Origin of the sequence: Shinella sp. S4-D37 (genome assembly GCF_040812195.1) — a bacterium.
In the GTDB taxonomy this organism is placed as follows: Bacteria; Pseudomonadota; Alphaproteobacteria; order Rhizobiales; family Rhizobiaceae; genus Shinella.
In genome coordinates this window covers 663,244-683,599 of sequence record NZ_JBFNXL010000005.1, presented here as the reverse complement: position 1 = coordinate 683,599, position 20,356 = coordinate 663,244, and the positions used below count along the sequence as shown (strand labels likewise).

The 20,356-nt window shown below is 65.9% G+C and carries 16 protein-coding genes; 6 read left to right on the top strand and 10 right to left on the bottom strand.

The window, feature by feature from the left end; translation table 11 throughout:
• Positions 1–63 precede the first annotated feature (63 nt).
• From AB3G45_RS10785 to AB3G45_RS10770, 4 genes are all read right to left on the bottom strand, one after another.
• Positions 64–3,123 carry an efflux RND transporter permease subunit gene (locus AB3G45_RS10785; protein ID WP_367830546.1) on the bottom strand — a complete coding sequence of 1,020 codons (3,060 nt, stop codon included), beginning with the start codon at positions 3,121–3,123 and terminating at the stop codon, positions 64–66.
• Positions 3,120–4,190, bottom strand: a complete 1,071-nt coding sequence (locus tag AB3G45_RS10780) for an efflux RND transporter periplasmic adaptor subunit (protein WP_367830545.1) — start codon at positions 4,188–4,190, stop codon at positions 3,120–3,122. The genes AB3G45_RS10785 and AB3G45_RS10780 overlap by 4 nt, the downstream gene beginning before the upstream one ends.
• A complete protein-coding gene (locus AB3G45_RS10775; protein WP_367830544.1) occupies positions 4,187–5,272 on the bottom strand; it encodes an efflux RND transporter periplasmic adaptor subunit in 1,086 nt (361 codons plus the stop codon). The genes AB3G45_RS10780 and AB3G45_RS10775 overlap by 4 nt, the downstream gene beginning before the upstream one ends.
• 542 nt (positions 5,273–5,814) lie before the next feature.
• Positions 5,815–8,136, bottom strand: a complete 2,322-nt coding sequence (locus tag AB3G45_RS10770; RefSeq protein WP_367830543.1) for a methyl-accepting chemotaxis protein — start codon at positions 8,134–8,136, stop codon at positions 5,815–5,817.
• 338 nt (positions 8,137–8,474) lie between these two features.
• Between AB3G45_RS10770 and AB3G45_RS10765 the strand changes: the two genes are divergently transcribed.
• Both AB3G45_RS10765 and AB3G45_RS10760 read left to right on the top strand, forming a co-directional pair.
• Positions 8,475–9,428, top strand: coding sequence for a ring-cleaving dioxygenase (locus AB3G45_RS10765; RefSeq protein WP_367830542.1), 954 nt, complete (start codon positions 8,475–8,477; stop codon positions 9,426–9,428).
• Positions 9,429–9,526: 98 nt separating this feature from the next.
• Positions 9,527–10,084 (top strand): NADPH-dependent FMN reductase, encoded by a 558-nt coding sequence (locus AB3G45_RS10760; RefSeq protein ID WP_367830541.1) that lies wholly within the window; start codon positions 9,527–9,529, stop codon positions 10,082–10,084.
• Between the two features lie 64 nt (positions 10,085–10,148).
• On the opposite strand, the gene AB3G45_RS10755 is transcribed toward AB3G45_RS10760, so the two are convergent.
• Together AB3G45_RS10755 and AB3G45_RS10750 are read right to left on the bottom strand one after the other, a co-directional pair.
• A complete protein-coding gene (locus AB3G45_RS10755; protein ID WP_367830540.1) occupies positions 10,149–11,705 on the bottom strand; it encodes a VOC family protein in 1,557 nt (518 codons plus the stop codon).
• A 154-nt stretch (positions 11,706–11,859) separates the two neighbouring features.
• On the bottom strand, positions 11,860–12,078 hold the full coding sequence (locus tag AB3G45_RS10750; RefSeq protein ID WP_367830539.1) for a hypothetical protein: 219 nt from the start codon (positions 12,076–12,078) through the stop codon (positions 11,860–11,862).
• 660 nt (positions 12,079–12,738) lie between these two features.
• On the opposite strand from AB3G45_RS10750, the gene AB3G45_RS10745 reads away from it, so the two are divergent.
• On the top strand, positions 12,739–14,163 hold the full coding sequence (locus AB3G45_RS10745; RefSeq protein ID WP_367830538.1) for an efflux transporter outer membrane subunit: 1,425 nt from the start codon (positions 12,739–12,741) through the stop codon (positions 14,161–14,163).
• 86 nt (positions 14,164–14,249) lie between these two features.
• Here AB3G45_RS10745 and AB3G45_RS10740 read toward each other — a convergent pair whose 3' ends face one another.
• On the bottom strand, positions 14,250–14,933 hold the full coding sequence (locus tag AB3G45_RS10740) for a GntR family transcriptional regulator (RefSeq protein WP_367830537.1): 684 nt from the start codon (positions 14,931–14,933) through the stop codon (positions 14,250–14,252).
• Between the two features lie 113 nt (positions 14,934–15,046).
• On the opposite strand from AB3G45_RS10740, the gene AB3G45_RS10735 reads away from it, so the two are divergent.
• Positions 15,047–15,886: a fumarylacetoacetate hydrolase family protein gene (locus tag AB3G45_RS10735; protein WP_367830536.1), complete on the top strand. Its 840-nt coding sequence runs from the start codon at positions 15,047–15,049 to the stop codon at positions 15,884–15,886.
• 59 nt (positions 15,887–15,945) lie between these two features.
• On the opposite strand, the gene AB3G45_RS10730 is transcribed toward AB3G45_RS10735, so the two are convergent.
• From AB3G45_RS10730 to AB3G45_RS10720, 3 genes are all read right to left on the bottom strand, one after another.
• Positions 15,946–16,107, bottom strand: coding sequence for a hypothetical protein (locus AB3G45_RS10730; protein WP_367830535.1), 162 nt, complete (start codon positions 16,105–16,107; stop codon positions 15,946–15,948).
• A 109-nt stretch (positions 16,108–16,216) separates the two neighbouring features.
• Positions 16,217–16,858, bottom strand: coding sequence for a hypothetical protein (locus tag AB3G45_RS10725; RefSeq protein ID WP_367830534.1), 642 nt, complete (start codon positions 16,856–16,858; stop codon positions 16,217–16,219).
• Between the two features lie 150 nt (positions 16,859–17,008).
• Positions 17,009–17,605 (bottom strand): hypothetical protein, encoded by a 597-nt coding sequence (locus AB3G45_RS10720; RefSeq protein ID WP_367830533.1) that lies wholly within the window; start codon positions 17,603–17,605, stop codon positions 17,009–17,011.
• A 665-nt stretch (positions 17,606–18,270) separates the two neighbouring features.
• Between AB3G45_RS10720 and AB3G45_RS10715 the strand changes: the two genes are divergently transcribed.
• The gene (locus AB3G45_RS10715; protein ID WP_367830532.1) at positions 18,271–19,341 is read left to right on the top strand and encodes a hypothetical protein; all 1,071 of its coding nucleotides are present in this window, start codon (positions 18,271–18,273) and stop codon (positions 19,339–19,341) included.
• Positions 19,331–20,344: a site-specific integrase gene (locus AB3G45_RS10710; RefSeq protein ID WP_367830531.1), complete on the top strand. Its 1,014-nt coding sequence runs from the start codon at positions 19,331–19,333 to the stop codon at positions 20,342–20,344. Before AB3G45_RS10715 ends, AB3G45_RS10710 begins: the two co-directional genes overlap by 11 nt.
• The last annotated feature ends 12 nt before the right edge of the window (positions 20,345–20,356 follow it).

Below are 20,356 nucleotides of genomic sequence, written 5' to 3'. Positions count from 1 at the left end.
GGAGATGGGCGAAAATATGGGAGGCCTCGCGCCACCGCCTCACCCCGCCTCCACCGGCTCCGGTTAGGGCAAAGGCGCCTCCGCCTCTTCCGGCCTGATGCGGAACCAGGCGATATAGAGCGCCGGCAGGAAGAGCAGCGTCAGCACCGTGCCGACGATGATGCCGCCCATCATGGCATAGGCCATCGGCCCCCAGAACACCTCGCGCGAAATGGGGATGAGCGCGAGGCTGGCGGCGGCCGCCGTCAGCATGATCGGCCGCATGCGGTGTTCCGTCGCCTCGCGCACGGCATTCCAGGCATGCATGCCCTCGCGCCTCAGGTCCTCGATCTGCACGACGAGGATGACCGAGTTGCGGATGAGGATGCCGATCAGCGCCAGCACGCCGAGGATGGCGACGAAGCCGAGCGGCGCCCCGCTGCCGAGCAGCGCAATGACCACCCCGATGAGCGCCAGCGGCGCCACCGCGAAGACAAGGAAGAGCCGCGAGAAGCTCTGGAGCTGGAGCATCAGGATCGTCGCCATGGCGAACAGCATCAGCGGCACGACGGCGATGATCGGCGCCTGGCTGTTGGCGCTTTCCTCCACCGTGCCGCCGACCGCGACCGCGTAGCCGGAGGGCATCTCCGCCCGGAAGGCGGAAACGTCCCTTTCCAGTTGCGAGACGATCGTCGCGGGCTGCACGCCGCCGGTGACGCTCGCCTTGACGGTGATGGTCGGCTGGCGGGAACGGCGCCAGACGACCGGCTGCTCCATCTCGTAGCGGAAGTTCGCCACCGCGGCGAGCGGCACGGAGGTGCCGCTCGCCGTCGGCAACTGGAGCTGGCGCAGCGTCTCGATGGACTGGCGCTCGGCGGCGCGTGCCCGGCCGATGACGTCGATCAGGTAGACGTCGTCGCGGATCTGGGTGACGGTGGTGCCGCCGACGACGCCGTTCAGCGCCGAGGCGATGTCCTGCGAGGTGACGCCGAGCTGGCGGGCCTTGTCCTGCAGCACGTCGACCTTCACCACGCGGGCCGGCTCGTTCCAGTCGTAGACGATGTCGCCGAGCCGGGTGTCCTTGCCGATGACTTCGCCGAAGGCGAGCGCCTGCTCGCGCACCTCCTGGATATCCGGGCCGCTGACGCGGTACTGGATCGGCCGGCCGACCGGCGGGCCGATGTCGAGCAGCTTCACCAGCGCATCCGTGCCGACGAAGGTCTCGCGCAGATAGGCCTGGAGATCGGCCCGAAGGCGGTCACGCGCCTCCAGGTCCTTCGTGACGATGACCGTCTGGCCGAAAGCGGGCGACGGCGGCTGCACGTCGAAGGACAGGAGGAAGCGCACCGCGCCCTGCCCGACATAGGAGGACCAGCGCTCGATATCCGGATTGCCCTTGAGCTTTTCCTCTTCCAGCTCGGCGATCTGCGCATTGGTCTCGGCGATCGAGGCATTCTGCGGCAGCGACCAGTCGATGACGAGCTCCGGCCGGTCGGAGGACGGGAAGAACTGCTCCTGCACGAAACGCATGGCGAAGACGGAAACGCCGAAGACCAGCACGGTCGCGACGATGGTCGTCCATTTCCAGCGCATGCAGATATCGAGCAGGCGGGCGAAGCCGCGGGCGAGCCGCCCTTTTTCCTCGTGATGCTTCTTCATCGTCTTCGGCAGGATCGTCACGCCGAGCAGCGGCGCGAAGATGACCGCGACGACCCAGGAGACGACGAGCGAAACGGCGATGACAACGAAGAGGCTGAAGGTGAACTCGCCGGCCGCGCTGTTGTTGAGGCCGATCGGGATGAAGCCGGCCACCGTCACCAGCGTGCCGGTGAGCATGGGGAAGGCGGTGGACGTATAGACATAGGTCGCCGCCTTGCGGAGCGAATCTCCCATTTCCAGCCGCGCCACCATCATCTCGACGGCAATCATCGCATCGTCGACGAGCAGGCCGAGCGCGATGATGAGCGCGCCGAGCGAGATGCGCTGCAGCGATATGCCGTCGTAATACATGAAGACGAAGGTGATCGCGAGCGTCAGCGGGATCGACAGCGCCACGACGAGGCCGGCGCGGATGCCGAGACTGACGAAGCTGACCGCAAGCACGATGATCACCGCCTCGAACAACGCCCGCGTGAAGCCCGACACCGCCTCCTCCACCACCTTCGGCTGGTCGGAGACAAGGTGCACGTCGACGCCGACGGGCAGGTCATGCGACAGGATCTCGATCTCCTTTTCCACCGCCGCGCCGAATTCCAGGAGGTTCGAGCCCTGCTTCATGCCGATGGCAAGGCCGATGGCCTGTTCGCCGTTGAAGCGGAAGAGCGCCGACGGCGGATCCTCGTAGCCGCGGGTGATCGTGGCGATATCGCTGAGGCGGAAGAAACGGTTGTTGACGCGCAGGTTGACGTCGCGAAGGCTCGCCTCCGAGGTGAACTGCCCGCCGACGCGCACGCTGACGCGCTCGCCGCCGGCCTGCACCACGCCGGAGGGCGCGACGGCATTCTGCGCCTGCAGCGTGGACACCACCTCTTGGGTGGAGATGCCGAGCGCGGCAAGCTGGCGCGTCGAGAATTCGAGGTAGATCACCTCGTCCTCAGCCCCGACGAGATCGACCTTGCCGATATTGGGCACGGTGAGGATGCGCCGGCGGGCATCCTCGACATAATCGCGCAGCTGGCGCGGCGAGAGACCGTCGGCGGTGAAGGCGTAGATATTGCCGAAGACGTCGCCGAAACGGTCGTTGAAGGCCGGGCCGACGACACCGGAGGGAAACTCGCCCCGGATATCGTTGATCATGTTGCGTACGGTCACCCAGGTGGGCGCGACGTCGCGCGCGCGGGTCGTCGGCTTCAGGTTGACGAAGATCAGCGTCTGGCCGGGCGTGGTGATGCTGCGGGTGAAATCGAGCGATTCCAGCTCCTCCAGCTTGCGCTCGATGCGTTCGGTCACCTGCAGCGTCGTCTCCTCCACGGAGGCGCCGGGCCAGGCGGCGCTGATCGTCATCGTCTTGATGGTGAAGGAGGGGTCCTCCTCGCGGCCGAGATTCTGGTAGGTGAAGAAGCCGAGCAGCGCGAAGACGATCATGAAGTACCAGACGAGCGATGCATGATCGAGCGCCCAGTCCGAAAGGTTGAACTTCTTCATAGGCCTGCCTCGTCTTCAACCTTGATTTTCTGGCCCTCTTCGAGGCTCTTCACCCCGGCGACGGCGATGCGGTCGCCGGCCTTCAGCCCGCCCGCGACCTGGAGGGCGCGCCCCGTGACAAGACCCGTCTCGATGGGCGTCAGATGCACCTCGCCCTTCTCGCCGTCGACCAGCCAGACATGCGGCTTGCCGTCCTTCTGAAGCACGGCAGTCTGCGGGATCATGATGGCGGTGACGTCCGGCCCTTCGAGCTCGGCGGTGATGGTGGTGCCGAGGCGGACCGTCTCGGGCGGGTTGTCGAGCGCGATCTTCACCCGCCGCGTGCGCGTGACGGCATCGGCGGACGGCGCGACCTCGCGCACCACGCCCCTCACCGTGATATCGGGGTTGATCTGCAGGGAGACGGTGAAGCGGCTGCCGAGCGCGATGGCCTCCGCCGTCTCCGGAATGTCGACCACGGCATCGCGCTCGTCGGGCCGCGCCACCGTGACGATCGCCTCGCCGGGCGAGACGGTCTGCCCCACCTCGGCGCCGGTGGCCACGACGACACCGTCGAATTCGGCGAGGATGCGGGTATAGGAAAGCTGTTCCGCCGCCTTCACCAGCGCCGTCTTCGCCCGCGTCAGGCCGGCATCGGCCGCCTCGCGCGACTGTTCGGCGCTCTCGACGGCGGCCCTTGCCGCGGCATTCGACTGGAGCAGCGTCTTCTGCCGCTCCTCGGTCGCAACCGCGCTCGAAAGCGTCGCCTCGGCGCTGGACAGCTCCGCCCGCGCCGAGCGCACGGCCAGCTCATAGGCCGTCGCATCGAGCACGGCCAGTTCGTCGCCCTTCTTCACGAGGTCGCCGACATGGACGGTGCGCGAGACGAGGCGGCCGGAAACGCGCGAGCCGAGCGCGGCCTGCACCTTCGCCTGCACCGTGCCGGCAAAGCGCGTGCCGGGCAGCGCGGTGGGCGCGACCACCATGGACAGGACCGGACGCGGCGGCGCGGCCGCCTCCTCCTCCTTCTTGCAGCCGGCAAGCGCCGCGGCGGCGATGACGGCGGCTGCGAACAGGACGGCTCTCATCGGGCGGCTCCCTCGATCGCGGTGACGGTCTGGCCGGGCCGCAGCAGCTTCGTGCCGTCGGCGACGTAGGTCTCCCCTTCCTCGATGCCGCCCGAAAGCAGCGCCGTGCCCGTCTCGAAGGAGAGCACCTCGACGGAGCGCAGGTCCACCGTGCCCTTCGCCGTGTCGACGATCCACAGCGCCGGCTTGCCGTCGAGGCTCGCCGACAGCGCCTGCCAGGGCACCACGGCCACCCGGCGCGGCGCCAGCGCCCCGACGCCGACGACGGAAGCGCCGAGCGTCATTTCCGGCGGCGTGCGGTCCATGGCGATCTTGACGCGCACGGTGCCGGTCGCGGCATCGATCGTCGGCGAGACCTCGCGCACATTGCCGGTCGTGCGCACCCTGTCGTCGCTGAGCAGGGTGACGACCACGCCGTCCTCCGCCGGCTGGGCGAAGAACAGCGATTCGTAGACGTCGAAGACGGCGTCGCGCGGTCCGGTATCGGCGATGGTGAACATGGTCTGCGCCGCCTGCGCGACCTGCCCCGTCTCCGCGAGGCGCGCGGTGACGATGCCGTCAGCCGGCGCGCGCAGCTCGGTATAGGACAGCACCTCCTTCGCCGTGTCGCGCTGGGCGATCGCCGCCTCGCGGGCGCTTTCCGCCGTGCGCAGGGCCGTTTCGGCGTCGTCGAAATCGCGGCGGGTGCTGATGCCGTCGCCGAGCAGGGATTTCTGGCGGTCGAAATTGGCGCGGGCGAGCTTGAGCTGCGCTTCGGCCGCGCGCACGCCGGCTTCCGCCGCCTCGACATCGGCCCGCTGCTCCTCGGGGTCGAGGCGCGCCAGCACCTGGCCTTCCCTGACCGCGCCGCCGACATCGACGAACCAGCCCGTGATGCGCCCCCCGACGCGGAAGGAGAGATCCGTCTCCACCCGTGCGACCACTTCCCCGGTGATGGTGACGGTCTGCTCACGCTCTTCGAAATGCACGGCGGCGGTCCGCACCGGCCGCGCCGCGCCGTCGGCCCATGCCGGCAAGGCGACCGCCGAAAGCGCAAGCGCCGCCAGCAGCCCCCTGCCCGCCCTGTTTCCCGCTGAAGTCATTGCCGTCTCCACCGCCGCAGAACACCCATTTAATATGGGCCCTCATTATATCGCGAAGATCTGACTGGCAAGCCCGCTTCCTTTGCAAACGCGACCCTGCCGCGGGCGAGTGTGGCGGAACCCGGGAAAAAAGCCAACCGGGAAGGCTGTTCGACAGAAGAATATAATAAATCATATTTCTCAGCATGCTATCGCCGGCCATGCCACCCCGCGCGGACAAGAAAGCCGCCGGCGGCCACGAAACCTTTCCGGTTCCCACAGGGCTGCACGGCGGCCTTATCGGAGCGTCATTCGTTGGACGCTTCTCTTTCGGTCCCCTCTGGACCTGCAAGAGACAAAGCAGAAAGCGTGCCAGACCGGCGGCGCGGAAAATACGCAAATGATTCCAGATCGTTGAAGGCGTCGCTCATGGAGAGGGAAACGAGCGGCCGCACGGGCATGGCCAAATTGTGTGCAGCGCACACGCCTTGTGCGCCTTTTTCATACAGCAAAAAGCGGCCCGTTTGACGGAGCCGCTCTTCGGGATTCGCTGTCGGGACGGTTCAGAACTCTTCCCAGTCCTGGGCCGCCGCATTGGCCGCGGCCGCCTGCCCACCGCCGCCGAAGGCGCGGGCCAGCGTGTTGCCGAGCGCCCGTGCGCCGGAAGGCGCCGGACGATGCTCGGCAGGCGTGGCGACCACCGGACGGGCCATGGCACCGGCACCGAGGCGGAACTGCGCGATCAGGGCATTGAGGGCGGCGGCCTCGGTCGCAAGCGCATGGCTTGCCGCCGTCTGCTCCTCCACCATGGCCGCGTTCTTCTGCGTGCCCTGGTCGATGGAGTTCACCGCCGCGCTGATCTCGTTGAGGCCGGTCGACTGCTCACGCGCCGAGCGCACGATCGCCGCGACGTTCTGGTCGATCTCCTGCACCTGGTCGACGATCTCCGTCAGCGCCGAGCCGGTCTCGCCGACCAGCGCCACGCCGAGATGCACCTGCTCGCCCGACTTGGTGATGAGCGCCTTGATCTCCTTGGCGGCATTGGCCGAGCGCTGCGCCAGTTCGCGCACTTCCTGCGCGACGACGGCGAAGCCCTTGCCCGCCTCGCCCGCCCGCGCCGCCTCGACGCCGGCATTGAGCGCCAGGAGGTTGGTCTGGAAGGCGATCTCGTCGATCACGCCGATGATGTTGGAGATTTCCCGCGAGGAATTCTCGATGCCGCTCATCGCGCTGACGGCGCGCTGCACCACTTCGCCCGATTTTTCCGCGCCGAGGCGGGTCCGCTCGACGAGCTGGCCGGCATCCTCGGCCCGCTTCGTGGCGTCCTTCAGCGAGGTGGTGATCTCCTCCAGCGCGGCGGCGGTCTCCTCGACGGAGGCGGCCTGCTGTTCGGTGCGCTTGGCGAGATCGTCCGAGGCCGAGCGGATTTCCGCGGAGCCGGCCTGGATGGCATTGGCATTGCTGCCGACGGAGCGCAGCGCCGATTGCAGCTTTTCCACCGAGGCGTTGAAATCATGGCGGACCCGATCGAGCGAGCCGGCGAAGGCGTGCTCGATGCGGTGCGTCATGTCGCCGTCGGCAAGCTTCTGGAGGCCGTCGGCGAGCGCCTCGACGGCGATGCGCGTCTGGCGTTCGCGCTCGTCCGCTTCGGCGGCGCGCTGGCGGCGCTCGTCTTCCGAAAGCGCGCGGTTCTGCTCCGCCTCGCCCTCCAGCCGCACCTTGGCGAGCGTCGCATCGCGCAGCACGGCCAGCGACCGGGCCATCTCGCCGATCTCGTCCTTGCGCTCGGATTCGCTGAGATCGACATCCGTGCGCCCATGCGCGATCTCGCTCGTCGCGACGATGACGGTCTCGAGGCGCTTGCGGAAGCGGGCGGCGAGCAGCGAGCCGATGACGATCATCAGGCCCGTGGCGATGGCGATCACGATGATCGAGGTGACGGCAAGGGACGACAGGTTGGCGAAGAGCACCGATTTCGGCACGGCGACCACCGTGTACCAGGTCGTGCCCGGCACCAGCGGCACCGGCACGGCCACCGCCATGGAGGTGAGGCCGTCGACATCGGTGATTTCCATGGCCTTTTCCGGATTGGCGATCAGCGCCTGCCAGGCCGCCGCATCGAGGCCGGAATCGCCGAGCGTCTTGCCGAGCACGGCGGCATCCGGATAGCTGACGATGCTGCCGCCCTGGCTGAGCAGCGCGACATAGCCTTCACCGAGCGGCTTCATCCGCGCCATGTCGGCAGCGAGCGCATCGAGCGCGATATCGACGCCGGTGACGCCCTTGAAGGCGCCGTCGAAGGCGAGCGGCACCATGAAGGAGGTCATCAGCACGTTCTTGCCGCCGATGACATAGCTGTAGGGCTCCGTCAGCAGGTCCTTGCCGGTGGCCTTCGGCACCTGGTAGTAGTCGCCCGGGCCGGGCTTGTCGTAGTCGACGAGCGCGACCATCTCGACCTTGCCCCCGTTGCGGACGAAATAGGGAATGTAGCGGCCCGTGGCGTCGTGTCCCGGCTGGTTCGCATATTGCGCGTCCTTGCCGTCGAAGGCGTCCGGCTCCCAGCCGGTGCTGACGCCGAGCGCGAAGGGGTTATCGGCCATCAGGCGGTCGAAGATGCCGTTCATCGTCTCGCGGCTCGGGGCGTCCGTTGCCTTCATCGCGTAGAGCGCCGAGCGCATGTTCCAGCTCAGCCCCTTGACCTGCGCGAAATAGGTCTCCACCTCGCCGGCGCTCGCTTCCGCCGCGTTGACCATTTCCGAAATGGAGCGCTCCTCCAGCGCGCGATAGGATAGAAAGAGCAGAACGCCCGCCGTCGCAACGGTCGTGGCAACACCGGCCGCCACGATGGCGAACATATTCCGGGCAGTCGCAGTCTTCGGCAGCATGACGTCTCCTCCCATCCGCGCGGGAAAATCCGCAGCGGCAGTCATGACAAAATGGCGGAACATGCCGACGGACGCGGCGAAACAGAGACGAAGTCATTTCGCAGGCCCGCAGCATAAGGGAATGCTGGTTTACGAAAGGATAAAATTTGAACCAATCGGTTGTGGCGCGGGTGCACTGGAGGCCATGGCGGAAAAGGGTGCCGTTCAGGATAAGTGAACAATCCGTTCGCCGGTCCCGATCTTCCGGCAGCCCCTGCGAAGGGCGATATTCGCCTCAACGCAAGGCCCCGAGGCGGGGCAGCACAGACAGCCCGGGCAGCCGGGAGAGGAGCGTCATCATGACCCTGCAGCTCACAGGCATCCACCACCTGACGGCGATCACCGCGAACGCGCCGGAGAACCTGCGCTTCTACACGCAGGTCCTCGGCCTGCGCCTCGTCAAGAAGACCGTCAACCAGGACGACACCAGCGCCTACCATCTCTTCTATGCCGACGGCCTGGCCTCGCCCGGCACGGACCTCACCTTCTTCGACTGGCCGGTCGGCCACGAGCGGCGCGGCACCCACAGCGTCTCGCGCACCGGCCTGCGCGTCGCCAGCCTCGCCACGCTCGAATGGTGGAAGGCCCGCTTTGCCGAACAGAAGGTCAGGGCCGGCGAGATCCGCGATGCCGGCGGCCGCGCCAGCCTCGATTTCGAGGACGGCGAGGGACAGCGCTTCCGCCTCGTCGTCGATGACGCCGGCGCGCCGGCCAATCCCTGGGACAAGAGCCCCGTTCCGGCCGAACACCAGATCAAGGGCCTCGGCCCCATCACGCTCAGCGTGCCGGATATCCGCAACACCGAGGCTGTGCTCGTGCAGGTCATGAACATGCGGGAGACCGCGACCTATCCCAATCCGGACGGCGCGGGCGAGGTGCATGTCTTCTCGATGGGCGAAGGCGGGCCGGCGGCCGAACTGCATGTCGCCGTCGAGCCGGACCTGCCGGCCGCCCATCAGGGCGCCGGCGCCGTGCACCACGTCGCCTTCCGCGCGCCGGACGAGGAGGCGCTGCATGCCTGGACGGAACGCCTGCGCGGCTTCCGCCTGCCCTCCAGCGGCGAGGTCGAGCGCTTCTACTTCCGCTCGCTCTATTTCCGCGAGCCGAACGGCATCCTGTTCGAGATCGCCACGGACGGCCCCGGCTTCGCCGTGGACGAGCCGCTCGAAACGCTCGGCGAAAGCCTGTCGCTGCCGCCCTTCCTCGAACCGCGCCGCGCGCAGATCGAGGCCCGGCTGAAGCCGCTCGTCTGAGCCGGCCGACGCCCCTCGGCCACACTTGAAGAAACCCCGGCGTGACAAACCGTCCGCCGGGGTTTTTTATGCGCCGTGTCTTGAAAAGGAGAGTCGGCATGACGAAACTGGTGGCAATCTCGGGGAGCCTGCGCAAGGGCTCCTACAACACGGCGCTGCTGCGCGCCGCCCTCGCCATGGCCCCGGAAGGCGTGACGATCGCCGAAGGCGCGATCCGCGGCATCCCGCTCTACGACGGCGACCTGGAAGCGGAGACCGGCGTTCCCGAAGCGGCCGTACGCCTGAAGGACCTCGTGGCAGCGGCGGACGGCGTCGTTCTCTTCACGCCGGAATACAACAACGGCATTCCGGGCGTCTTCAAGAACGCCATCGACTGGATGAGCCGTCCCTCCTCCGACATCGCCCGCGTCTTCGGCGGCAAGCCCTTCGCCATCACCGGCGCCTCGCCCGGCAATTTCGGCACGCTCCTGTCGCAGGAGGCCTGGCTGCCGGTCATGCGCACGCTCGGCACCGTGCCGTGGTTCGGCGCCAAGCTGATGGTCTCGCGCGCCGGCAGCGCCATCGAGGACGGCCGGATCGTCGACGGGACGACCGAGAAGAAGCTCGCCGACTTCATCGCCGGCTTCGCGGCCTTCGTGACGGACTACCGGCGATAGGCGGCCGGTCCGCAATAAAAAAGGGGCGCGTCCTGCGACGCGCCCCTTTTCCTTCGCCCCGGCCTCAGCCGACGAGGCGGTCCCTGTAGGCCTTTGCGACGTCCAGATCCGCCGTGCCGATATCGTGGCCCGCGGCAAGCACATGGCTTTCGACCGACGCGCCGGCTGCCCTCAAATGCGCCTCCAGTTCGCCGGCATAGGCCCCGTAAGGATCCGACCGGCCGGTGACCATCAGCACGTTCGTTCCCGAAAGGTCCGCCTGCGGCACGGTTTCCAGCACGTTCATGCCGCGCAGCAGCACCGCGTTGCGGATGATGCCGGGATGCAGCAGCATGATCGCGCCGATCATGTTCGCGCCGTTCGAATAGCCCACGAACAGCGTCCTGTCCGGATCGAGCCCGTAGGCGGCATTCGCCCCTTCCATGAAGGCCGCGAAGGCCTCGGCCTCCGCAGCAATGTCCTTCTGGTCGAAGGTGACGGCGGTCAGCCGGCGGAAGAAGCGCGGATAACCCTCGTCGACGCTGCGGCCGCGCGGGCTGAGCAGCACGGCACCGGTCGCCAGCCTGGCGCCGAAGGGCAGCAGGCTCGCCTCGTTGCCCCCCGTGCCGTGCAGGAGCACGACGGCGGTGCCGTCGGGATTTTCCGGCCGGTGCACCCGGTGGATGAAGGGCAGGTCTCGTTCGGTCATGCGTTCTTCTCCTGGCAGGGAAAACTGCGGAAGCCGTGCCCGGACGTCCTCCGGGTCGGCGCGGAAATGGCGGGGCACGAAGAGCGTCTCGCCGAGTGCCTCCAGCGGTTCGTCGATCGTCATGCCGGGGCCGTTCGTCGCATATTCGATGAGCGAACCGCCGGGTTCGCGCACGTAGAGCGAATAGAAGTACGTGCGGTCGTGCATGTTGGTGTCGCCCGCCCCCTCGGCCGCAAGCCGGGCGGCGACCGCCTCGACCGCCGGCCGGTCCGGTGCGCGCAGCGCGATATGGTCGATCGTGCCCGTGCCCGGCGCCGACGTCCAGAAGCCGCTCGCATCGCGGATGTCGAGCACGTCGGCCACGTCCCCCGCAAGCCGGGTGATGCCGTTCGCCGCCGCCGCCATGCGATAGCCGAAATGGCCGGCGATGAAGGCTGCCGTCTCAGCCGGCTTTTCGGAGAAGATCGTCGCGCCGCGAATGCGCTGGATGGCATCGGCCGCCGAAATCTCCTTCGTGACATGGGGCGCCGGGCCTTCCACATCCGCCTCGCCGACGAGCTTGACGATGATGCCGTCCGGATCCTTCAGCCGCAGCACGGGCTCGCCGAACTCCTGCGCCGGGCCGCTCGTCGCGATATTCCGCGTCAGCGCGCGCGTCAGCCAGAAGCCGATCGCCTCCGGCTTGATGGAGAAGGCGATTTCCGCCGGCTGGCCGAGGCCGACCCGGCCGGGCGAACCGTCCTCCCAGGCAAGGAAGGTGACCAGCGAACCGGGGCTCGCCGCCGCGTCGCCATAGAGGAGATGAAGCTGGTCGGCGTCCTCGTATCCCGCCGTGCGCTTGACGAGGCGCAGGCCGAGGAAGCCGACGTAGAAATCGACGTTCGCCTGGATCTTCCGGGTGATCGCCGTGATGTGATGGATGCCGCTGACCATGGGGCACCTCCTTTCGAGGGCTACACAACCAGCATTCGGCACCCCGCGCCAGCCGCCGCCCGGTGAATGCACTGTCCACAAAATGAAACCGGCCCCGCTGGCGGGCGGGGCCGGTGAATCCGGCGCCGAAGACGCCGGATCGTCCGAATTTGATTCAGGCGGCCGCGATACGGGCCGGCGACATTGCCCGCGTAGAGGCGGACGGACCGTTGAGGAGACGCCGGATCGCCACGCGTACCTCGTCAGCCGAGGAAAAACGCTGGGAATCCAGATCCCACACGGAATATTTGACGGCCACGAATTTCAGCCGATCCTCATCGGGAACGACGACACCGACGGCCTCACCACCGATTTCGATAACCTGCTTTTGCATAACAACTCCTGCCGCGCCAAAGGCACAGCTCATTCAAATCTTGCGCTAAAATCGAAGAGGGAAGTCAGATCACATTCGGCGGAGTACCGTATGCGCTTTCCCTGTAATCGTTTCACGACAGGAGCACGCCACACGCACGGAGGCGATGCAGTTGATATCGTACATGACACACTCCCTCTTGCTGGCGCTGACGCTCTAAAATGGACGCGTCAGAGGTGGACCGGAATAAACGCATGCGGTCCTCATGCGATGCTCCAACACATAGGCGCCCCTCCTTTCCTTGTCAATGGAATCCGCGGAATTTTGGAATAAATTACTGCCGGATTTGTGTGACAATTCGAATCGCAAAAATAATGTTCGCGCCCGCAGCATTTTTCAGGAAAATATGTCGCGAAGACGGATATTCCGGGGAAAAGCGATGACGCAACCTGGTCGCGCAGCCGCGGCCGCGCGCTTGCGCTTAACGAGCAAAGGCGAAAACCCTGGGCAAATGCTCCAGTTGCCCGGCGGACACACCCCTGAAATGAAGCGGGGAAAAAACGCTGTGGGACCATTCTTTTTTTGGGGAAAGGCTCGATCTTCCCCCCAAACATGAATAAAGAGTGAATCGCAATTTTGTTCTGTTAATAAGTACGCCACGACCGCTGGCAGGGTAGGCCCATGAATTTCACCAGGACGCTTTTTCCGCTGAGCATGCTTCTCCTGTCCGGCTGCGTCGTCGGCCCCGACTACCAGAAGCCCGACACCGCCCTTCCGGCCAAGTTCTCCGAAAGCAAGGCGACGAGCGGCGAAAACGTGACGCTCAATCCGTGGTGGGAATCCTTCCGCGACAGGCGCCTCAACGATCTCGTCCACCAGGGCATGGCCGAAAACCTCACCGTGCTGCAGGCGCTGGAGCGCATCACGGCGGCCGAGGCGAATGTCGTCGTCGCCGGCGCCGGCGCGCTGCCGAGCATCGGCGCCTCGGCGGAAGCCTCGGCAAGCGGCCAGGACGGCGACTACCTGCGCCGCACGTCCGGCCGCGATTCGTCTTCCTCCAAGGCGCTGAACGCCGGCGCGAGCGCCTCCTGGCTGCTCGACTTCTTCGGCCAGTACCGCCGCTCGAAGGAAGCCGCCAACGCCTCGCTCGACGCGGCCTATGACGACGTCAACGTCGCGCGCCTCGCCTATCTCTCGGACCTCGTGTCGACCTATGTCAATGCGCGCTACTACCAGGAAGCGCTGGCGCTCAACCGCAAGAACCTGGAATCGCGCCGCGAGACGCTGAAGCTGACCAACGAGATCAAGGAAGCGGGCGCCGCCTCCAGCCTCGACGTGCTGCAGGCCGAAGGCCTCGTCAACCAGACGCTGGCCGACCTGCCCGCGCTTGAGACCGGCTTCCACCAGTCGGCCAACCATATCGCGACCCTGCTCGGCCTGCCGGCCAGCACGATCACCTCCAGCCTGACCAAGGGTTCGGCCCAGCCGATGCCGCGCTATGCGACGCGCACCGGCATCCCGGCCGACCTCATCCGCAACCGCCCGGACATCCGCGCGGCCGAACGCCGCCTGCAGGTGGCGACCGCGCAGATCGGCGTGGCCGAGGCCGATCTCTATCCGAGCATCGAGCTCGGCGGCTCGATCGGCGCGACGCGCAACTTCACCAGCGCCGCCACCGGGAACCTGACGAGCTGGTCCTTCGGCCCGACGCTAACCCTGCCGATCTTCAACGGCGGCGCGCTCAGGGCGCAGGTCAAGATCGCCCGTTCGGAAGCCGAGCAGCAGTACCTGACCTGGAAGTCGACGGTGCTCAACGCCGTCGAGGAAGTGGAAAACGCCCAGACCGCGCTGATCCGCGACGGCCAGACCGTCGCCGCCCAGCGCAAGGTGGTCAATTCCTACGAGCAGACGCTGAACCTTGCTCGCGAAAGCTATCGCGGCGGCGCCAGCACGATCCTCGACGTGCTCGATGCCGAGCGCAACGTCGCGACGGCCCGCCTGCAGCTCGCTTCCGCAATCCGCCAGCTCGCGCGCGACTTCGTCTCGCTCAACGTGGCGATCGGGGGCGGCGCGGAGATCGGCGCGGCGACCGTCGCCAGCAAGTAAGCCTGAATGCCTTCCGCCGGGTAAGCACGCCCGGCACCGCAGGACCGATGGAGCGGCAGACGGATGTCAGCCGCTCCATTTTCTTTTCACGCTTCGCGAGGATGGAAGAATTCTTCGATCCCCGCGGCCGTCCTGCCATAGTGGTCGCGCAGCGCCGCGGCGGCACCTTCGGCGTCCCGCGCAAGCGCAAGCTCCATCAGCCGCCGGTGCTCGCCTGTCGCATCCCGCGCCGTGCCGACAAGGCTGACGGAGAGGCGCCGATACCGGTCGGCACGCGAAAACAGCTTGTCGCAGATCTCCAGCAGGATCGGCGAGCCGCAGGCCGAGATGAGAGCGGCATGAAAGGCCGCGTGCCGCGCCTCCCAGTCCTCGCGCATCGCCGAGGGGATATCCTCGCGCGCCTGCGGGATGCGCGCCATCAGGTGATGGGCGGCGATCACCCTTCCCTCCCAGTCGGCATCTCCCTGCAGCACCGAAAGCCGGAGCGCCTCGCCCTCGCAGAGCTGCCGCGCCGCCGTGATGTCGCGCAACTCCTCCAGCGACAGGCTTGCGACGCTGTAGCCGCGGTGGTCGTCCAGCACCGTGAACCCTTCCGCCGTCAGCCGGGCCAGCGCCTCGCGCACCGGCGTCACGCTCATGCCGCACAGCGCCTGGAGATCGGCGAAGCGCAGCCGGTCGCCGGGCTTGACCGCGCCGGTGCGGATCGCCTGGCGGATCGCCGCGTAGGCATCGCCCGCCAAAGTTCGCCCGCCTGCCTTCTTCTGCTCCATCACGCCCCGCCGAATTTACAAAAGCCGGATGATTTTCGAAAATCGTTGACTTGATGTAAAACCACGGGAAAGGTGCGCGCAACCGAAATCGGTGGCATCCAACGGAGGTTCTCATGAAACTGGTGCGCTTTGGCGCGGCGGGCGCGGAAAAGCCCGGACTGATCGATGCGGACGGCAGGGTCCGCGACCTTTCCGGCGAGGTGCCGGATCTGGCCGGCGACGTGCTCGGTTGCGAAAGCCTGAAGCGCCTTGCCGCCATCGATCCCAAGAGCCTGCCGCTCGCCCCGGACGGCAGCCGCTTCGGCGCCTGCGTCGGCCGCGTCGGCAATTTCATCGCGGTCGGCCTCAACTATGCGGACCACGCCGCCGAGAGCGGCATGGCCGTGCCGAGCGAGCCGGTGCTCTTCAACAAGGCCCCCTCCTGCATCGTCGGCCCCGACGACACGATCCTCATCCCGCGCGGTTCGGAAAAGACCGACTGGGAGGTGGAGCTTGCCGTCGTCATCGGCGAGCGCGCCTCCTACGTCTCGGAAGCCGACGCCCTCGACTATGTCGCCGGCTACTGTGTCTGCAACGACATTTCGGAGCGCGCCTACCAGATCGAGCGCGGCGGCCAGTGGACCAAGGGCAAGGGCTGCCCGACCTTCGGCCCGATCGGCCCCTGGCTGGTCACGACGGACGAGGTGGATACCGCCGATCTCGCCATGACGCTCTCCGTCAACGGCGAGCGCGTGCAGAACGGCTCGTCGAGCACCATGGTCTTCAAAGTGCCCTTCCTCGTCCACTACATCTCGCAGTTCATGGCGCTGGAGCCCGGCGACGTCATCACGACGGGCACGCCTCCCGGCGTCGGCATGGGCATGAAGCCGCCGCGTTACCTGAAGCCCGGCGACCGCATGGAAGTCTCCATCGCCGGCCTCGGCGTGCAGCGCCAGGTCGCCGCCGCAGGGTAAGCCGTCACCATCGGTGAAAAAGCGAGAGGGGCCTCAAGGGCCCCTCTTTCGTTTCGCGATCAGTGCACCGTGGCGGGCGAGGCTTCGTCTCCGAGGATGCGGAAGGCTTCGTCCAGCGCGGCCACGAGGATGTCCGTCAGTTCGTCCGCATCGTTTTCGAGGAGGAAGAGCGCGACGGTCGCATTGTCGGGATCGCTATAACGCTCAAGGTCGTTCGACATGTCATTGTCCCTTTCCAGCCGGCAACATCCCGGTTAACGGAAAGCATAGGGACGCAGGCTTGCGCCTGGCTTGTGCCGGAAAGGTACAGGTTGCGCAAGGACGAATCCGTCAACCGCACCAGGATTGATGCTTGCCCGTCCAGGGCCGCGCCAGCCCTTCCCCGACCAGCCGCCCGCCGATCGAGCGGCCCCCGCGCAGCACCAGATGCGGCGCCGCGCCGGCCTTGGCGGACGCACCGCCCTTCGCCACCAGCGTCACGTCGCCCTCGTTGAGGATCTCGCGCAGCCGCAGCTTCGCATCGCCCCCGCGCAGCCGCTCCGCGTCGCAGCGCGCCCCGGCGATGGCCGGCGTGTCGACATCGGCAAGCCGCACCTTGCGCCCTGCATAGAGGATCGTGCTGCCGTCCAGCACGCAATAATCGGTCTGCGTCGTGCAGATGAACCATTTGCCCGAGAAGGCGGGCAGCTTTTCCGGCATCGGCAGCGCCTGTTCGACGGCCTTTTCGGCCGGCCGGCGCTTCGGCAGCGCCAGCGCCGCCTCGCGGTCGGCCGGCTTCGCCCTGCGCTCGATCGAGGCCGTCCTGATTCCCGTCGCCGGCGTTTCCGACCCCGGCAGGCCACCGTCCATATAGAGAATGCCGCCGACCATCGCGGCGCCCAGAAGATACCAGGGCGCCATGCCGCCACGCCGCGCCGGCGCCGCCCGCTTCGATCCCGCCCGTTTCTTCCGCCTGCCCGCCGTCTTCGCCATCACCAGTCTCCTGCGCGCGACAGTGCGACGATCTCTTGAAGATATGGTTACCGACCGCACACGACGGCAAACCGCAAATATTTTGGGAAAATTTTGGTAGCGGAGGACCGATCTCTCCGTTAGCAACACTGCCACCTATTCCCTTTGAAATCACTGCTGCCGCATGATCAAGCCTACCCTCTCGCAGACCTTCTCCAGATGCGGTTCAGACCACCGGCTCCACTTGTTGAACTGAGGCGGAGCCAAGCTGGGGATGATGAAAACGGTGGTCCCGCCAACGACACACTCCAGCGGATCAGATGGTGCTGTAGGTGGCGCAGGCAGTCTGACTTGAAGAATGCGGCTCAACTTCTTCGCCGTGTCTGCACCATGCGAGATGAGCACGCGGGGCTGGATCAAATCGAGCAAAACGGCGAAAATCTCCTGACCACGCTCTGTCCCTCCCAAGTGGGCCAGCTTTCGGAGGTCAGAACTCATCGGGGTCGAGTAGCAGATGACATTGGTTTCTAGAACTTCAGATATGCCGTGGCTGCGAAGTTTCGTTACAAGAGCATCTGTGTTTTTGCGTGTGGGCGAAGGCGCGCCGACCATCCGATCATAAAGCTGACGACACGTTTCGGGACCTCGGTTAAACAGCGTGTTTACGTAGTGCTCGTGAGACCCAACGGTTGCTGCGTCGAACCCGTTGCGTTGGTTCTTTCCAACCGTGAAGACCGAGGCTGTTGTCGGGTCGGTGAGCGCCGTCATCCATGGTCTCGGGTACTGCCCATTTAGCGGTTGGGTCAGCGCGACTATCACTCTTTCTAAGCGCTGTGAGTTCTGGTTCGAGGACATCGCGACAACTCAAGGTTAGAACCTTCTTCACGAGGGTGGCGAAAGCTGTATAGTTTTGCAAGATCAATCATAAACGTTGGGCATAAACGGTTGATGCCCACTGCACCCAGTATTTTTTGAAATCACCGCCGTAGCCTAGAAATCACGGTGCTTCGCGGGACATTCCGACTACGCGGGGATGTAGCTTTCCCGAGTAGAGCACATGATCACCGAAACCTTCGAGCATTCAACGGGTTCTCTCCAGAAAGAAGCGTCAGACGGAAGCGATTGGATCAGGTGTCCCCCGCGTGTGAACGAAGGCCCATGTCGCGGAAAGACACGTCGCAGAGTGTGTGCGACATCGCCGATGTCTCAGACCTAATCCGTGCCCAGAAAGTTTATGCATTGCGCATGTGCGCGGCGTCACCGACCAGATCGACCACGACGAGTGCAGCCGTGATGTCGGCTGTCTTGACGAGGTTAACCATCCAGTCGGGAAGCCCTGAAATCTGGTCGTTTATGTTCGCAGGCTCCAGCCCTGTCGCCCACGTTGGCAGCGGGGTCGATGTTCGGCCCTCCCAGCTTTCGGGAGTTCCGCCATGCACGATCTTTTCACCGCCGCCGACCCCGCCCTCCAGCCGCTGGCGTCCGACTACGAGGTTCCGACCGTCGAGCCGTTACCTGTATCATCGTACATCGCCGCCTCGGCGGTCCAGAAGGCGATCCGGCGCGGAAACACCGATCTGGCTTTGCGTGCTGCCGCGACCCTGTTGAAATCCGACCCGGCGAAGCTCTGGCGTCGGTTGTGCGGCATAGTCTTCGAGGACGTGGGGCTGGCATCGGTCGATACGATCCGCCTCGTCATGGCGGCGACGAGAAGCAAGTCGTTACGCGAGGAGTTCGGTGGCGAGTGGGCTGTGGCCAGCAGGTTGGTGGAGCAGATGGCGATCTCCCCGAAATGCCGTTCCACCGATGATCTGCTCTGGACCATTGCCCAGCATCATGAGTTGAATGATCTGCGGGCCTCTCTGGCGGGCATTGATCTGCCCGAGCACCTTTCCCGCATCCGCGAGCGCGGCGCAGTTCTGGGGCTATCTCTGAGCGTTCTACACGCATCTGGTGTCAGGTGGACGGGGCATGTCACTGGCAAGTCCACCAGCGCCGCCGCAACGTTCGATGCGATGCGGGTTGCCGGGATCAATCCCCAGATCGTGACGCTGGCCGAGCAGGGGTTTCGTCGGACCAGAGAAGCGTTGCCGGTCCTGCTGCCATTGCTCAGCCTCGCCCTGCCATCCGGCGTCCTTCCTGCTCAAGACGACGAGTTTCCTCCCGTGGTGATCGGACACAATGGCCTGCCCACCTACGTCTACGATGCGTTCTCGTGGGAAGGGAAGTCGGCACTCTCTCGGTTCCTCAAACGCAACACCACGACAGGGCGCTGGTTGCGCCGCTACGTTCCTGCCGAACGTCGTATGGCAGTCTTGTCGGGTGGAGTGTTCGTCGTGGAAGGATCGCTGTGTCGTCAACGTGTAGAGTGGCCGTGCGCAGCTACTCTCAGATGGTTGGCCTCCAGCGGGTATCACGGCATGAAGCTGTCCGACCCAGCCGGGTTCCTCGACATGATCCGCGCTGACCTCCCCAAGCTGGACGAGGTTCGTCATGACCTTTGAGCGCCACCACGACGCCGGGACCACCATGTCGATGGCCGATAGTTACAGTTTGAATAAAAGTGAAATCAATTTCACAGCCCCAATGAGCGAGCGCCACCCACCGTCCAGCGTCCTGCCTGCGGGTGTTCAGCGCCTCGTGACGGCCTCATTGTCCGAGGCGAGCAAGAGGGCTTACCGTCTGGACATCGCCCACTTCGAGGGGACAGGCAGGCGGCTCCCGGCGACCCCGGAAACCGTGGCGTCGTATCTGGCCGAAGGCGCGGAGACCTACGCCGTGGCGACCTTGCAACGGCGTCTGGCCTCGATCAGCAAGGCCCACCGCGCTCTCGGGGTGGATGATCCGACCAAGAGCGAGTTGGTCCGCGCTACTCTACGTGGCGTGCGCCGCACCCTCGGGTTCAAGCAGCGGCAGGCACAGGCTCTGCTCCGTGCCGACCTGTTCGCCGTTCTCGACCTGCTTGGAGACCGGACGAAGGACCACAGGGACCGCGCCATGCTCCTGTTGGGCTGGGCTTGCGCCATGAGACGCAGTGAATTGGTGGCGCTGGATGTCGAGGACATCGAGTTCACCGGCCAAGGTGCTCTGGTCACGATCAGGCGCAGCAAAACCGACCAAGAAGGTCGTGGTCGCGAAATCGCCGTGCCATTCGGGCGTACACGTCATTGCCCCGTCGCCGCCCTGAAACACTGGCTGGAGGTCGCGGGGATCGAAACCGGCGCGATCTTCCCCAGCATGGACAAGCACGGCAACATTCTTCCCGAGCGCGTCACAGGCGAGGTCGTGACCGATGTGCTCAAGGCCCGTGTCAGCGCCGCTGGATACGATCCGAGCGGGTTCTCGGCACACTCCCTGCGCAGCGGGTTCGCGACCTCAGCGGCAATGGCGGGAGCCACGAGCCACAAGATACGTGAAGTGACGGGCCATCGCAGTGAGGCGGGCCTTGCGCCCTACCTGCGCACCGTCAACCTATTCACCGACAGCGCGGCGGCGAGAGTTCTGTGAAGGCACTGCGCG

Bases quoted from the DNA above. Each gene is read 5' to 3' on its own strand.
- AB3G45_RS10735 (WP_367830536.1), top strand. From the start codon at position 15,047: ATGAAACTGGTGCGCTTTGGCGCGGCGGGCGCGGAAAAGCCCGGACTG.
- AB3G45_RS10710 (WP_367830531.1), top strand. From the start codon at position 19,331: ATGACCTTTGAGCGCCACCACGACGCCGGGACCACCATGTCGATGGCC.
- AB3G45_RS10765 (WP_367830542.1), top strand. From the start codon at position 8,475: ATGACCCTGCAGCTCACAGGCATCCACCACCTGACGGCGATCACCGCG.
- AB3G45_RS10785 (WP_367830546.1), bottom strand. From the start codon at position 3,123: ATGAAGAAGTTCAACCTTTCGGACTGGGCGCTCGATCATGCATCGCTC.
- AB3G45_RS10755 (WP_367830540.1), bottom strand. From the start codon at position 11,705: ATGGTCAGCGGCATCCATCACATCACGGCGATCACCCGGAAGATCCAG.
- AB3G45_RS10775 (WP_367830544.1), bottom strand. From the start codon at position 5,272: ATGACTTCAGCGGGAAACAGGGCGGGCAGGGGGCTGCTGGCGGCGCTT.
- AB3G45_RS10715 (WP_367830532.1), top strand. From the start codon at position 18,271: ATGCACGATCTTTTCACCGCCGCCGACCCCGCCCTCCAGCCGCTGGCG.
- AB3G45_RS10725 (WP_367830534.1), bottom strand. From the start codon at position 16,858: ATGGCGAAGACGGCGGGCAGGCGGAAGAAACGGGCGGGATCGAAGCGG.
- AB3G45_RS10780 (WP_367830545.1), bottom strand. From the start codon at position 4,190: ATGAGAGCCGTCCTGTTCGCAGCCGCCGTCATCGCCGCCGCGGCGCTT.
- AB3G45_RS10720 (WP_367830533.1), bottom strand. From the start codon at position 17,605: ATGACGGCGCTCACCGACCCGACAACAGCCTCGGTCTTCACGGTTGGA.
- AB3G45_RS10740 (WP_367830537.1), bottom strand. From the start codon at position 14,933: ATGGAGCAGAAGAAGGCAGGCGGGCGAACTTTGGCGGGCGATGCCTAC.
- AB3G45_RS10745 (WP_367830538.1), top strand. From the start codon at position 12,739: ATGAATTTCACCAGGACGCTTTTTCCGCTGAGCATGCTTCTCCTGTCC.
- AB3G45_RS10770 (WP_367830543.1), bottom strand. From the start codon at position 8,136: ATGCTGCCGAAGACTGCGACTGCCCGGAATATGTTCGCCATCGTGGCG.
- AB3G45_RS10750 (WP_367830539.1), bottom strand. From the start codon at position 12,078: ATGCAAAAGCAGGTTATCGAAATCGGTGGTGAGGCCGTCGGTGTCGTC.
- AB3G45_RS10730 (WP_367830535.1), bottom strand. From the start codon at position 16,107: ATGTCGAACGACCTTGAGCGTTATAGCGATCCCGACAATGCGACCGTC.
- AB3G45_RS10760 (WP_367830541.1), top strand. From the start codon at position 9,527: ATGACGAAACTGGTGGCAATCTCGGGGAGCCTGCGCAAGGGCTCCTAC.